We start from the raw sequence: 1,409 nt of genomic DNA on the forward strand, positions 1-1,409 counted from the left end.
GTGAATGCATATATAAAATACCCCCAGCCAAGCACAAAGCCTGTATCATTGCCCAAGGCCTTTCTTGGAAGGGAGTATGGACCACCGGTCATTGTATATGTTGACCCAAGTTCTGCATAAATCAGGCCAAGAATCATAATAATAATGCCAGCACCCAAAATTGCAGGAAGCGCAAAAATACCCGAGCCTATAATACCACCAACACCTATGCCAATTAAACCTATCAATCCAATATCCGTTCCTGAAATATTATGCATTGTTATGCACATACTTCTTGCAGTCATTGGAATCCTCAATAATTACATGATCTGGATGGTACAGGTAATTATTCCTCATAGAATACCAAGAGGAACTGCCACTCACGGTAAACGGGGTACCGCAGAGGTATAATCCCCTGACAGAAATAGATAATGATGATAACCTATTCCTGTTAAAGTTTACACCACAGTTACTGCATTCTGATATTTTCCAGATTGGGTGCTTTAATTTTTCACCACATACAGGACATTCAGAGGAAGTCCCCTCTGGATTTACATATAATGTTTTATTTTTTGATTTATAATCTATAAATCTTTGAAACAATCTGTATGGCCATGTATTTATATCTGTTCTGAACCTTTTTGATTTATTGTTTTTATTGCTTGCCTTACTGTCCTCATTATTATTTTTATTATTCCTATTATTCTTATTTTTTCTTCCCTGTTTTTTTATATTCGTTAAATCCTCGAATACAAAGGTCTTATCACTGTTATCATTGACAATTTTGGTTGTTAATTTCTGTAATTTATCCCTTATTATATTTCTCTGCCTGTGCCTTGATTCCTTTAATTTCCTATTCCTTTTTTCAGGATTCTTAATATGCCTCTGTATCTTTGTTCTCTTCCTTGCATAGTCTCTTTGAGTCTTTGCTATATCAGATGTATCTATTGTATTTGTTTCAACTATTTCATTGTCCTTTATAATTGTATAATCAATTGTTTTAAAATTTAAATCAAACCCTATTATATTATTATTTATTAAGGGTTTGTTTAAACTTCCTATTATAAATGTAATGCATACCTTATTATCTGTTAATAATACCTCTGATATTTTATATTTGGAATATTCATTGTATTTCCTATTTTTATCAACAATATCAATATATTCATACTCATTTGGCCTTATTGTTATCCTTAGTTTATTATTATCTATTCTTATTAATTCAGAATCTATCCTCATAGCCAGTCTTTTAGCCTTAATAATTTTTAATTTCCCATTATTATTCTTTTTGTATGACCTTAATATTGCTATTGCATTCCTGCATGCAGGATTGATATGGTGCTTTGCATAAATTATATTGTTGTCATAATAATTTTTTAATGATTTTCTTAAAACAATAGGGGATGGTAATTCATTATTATTGGATTTTG

1 protein-coding gene and 1 pseudogene are annotated in these 1,409 nt (G+C 31.0%); both read right to left on the reverse strand.

The window, feature by feature from the left end:
* Positions 1-284: pseudogene (locus tag AOG54_RS03545) on the reverse strand (APC family permease); the annotation flags it as partial.
* On the reverse strand, positions 250-1,409 hold a 1,160-nt coding region (locus AOG54_RS03550), incomplete at its 5' end, for a zinc ribbon domain-containing protein (RefSeq protein ID WP_055032427.1). The gene AOG54_RS03550 and the pseudogene AOG54_RS03545, both read right to left, overlap by 35 nt.

The organism is Acidiplasma aeolicum, from assembly GCF_001402945.1.
Lineage (GTDB): Archaea > Thermoplasmatota > Thermoplasmata > Thermoplasmatales > Thermoplasmataceae > Acidiplasma > Acidiplasma aeolicum.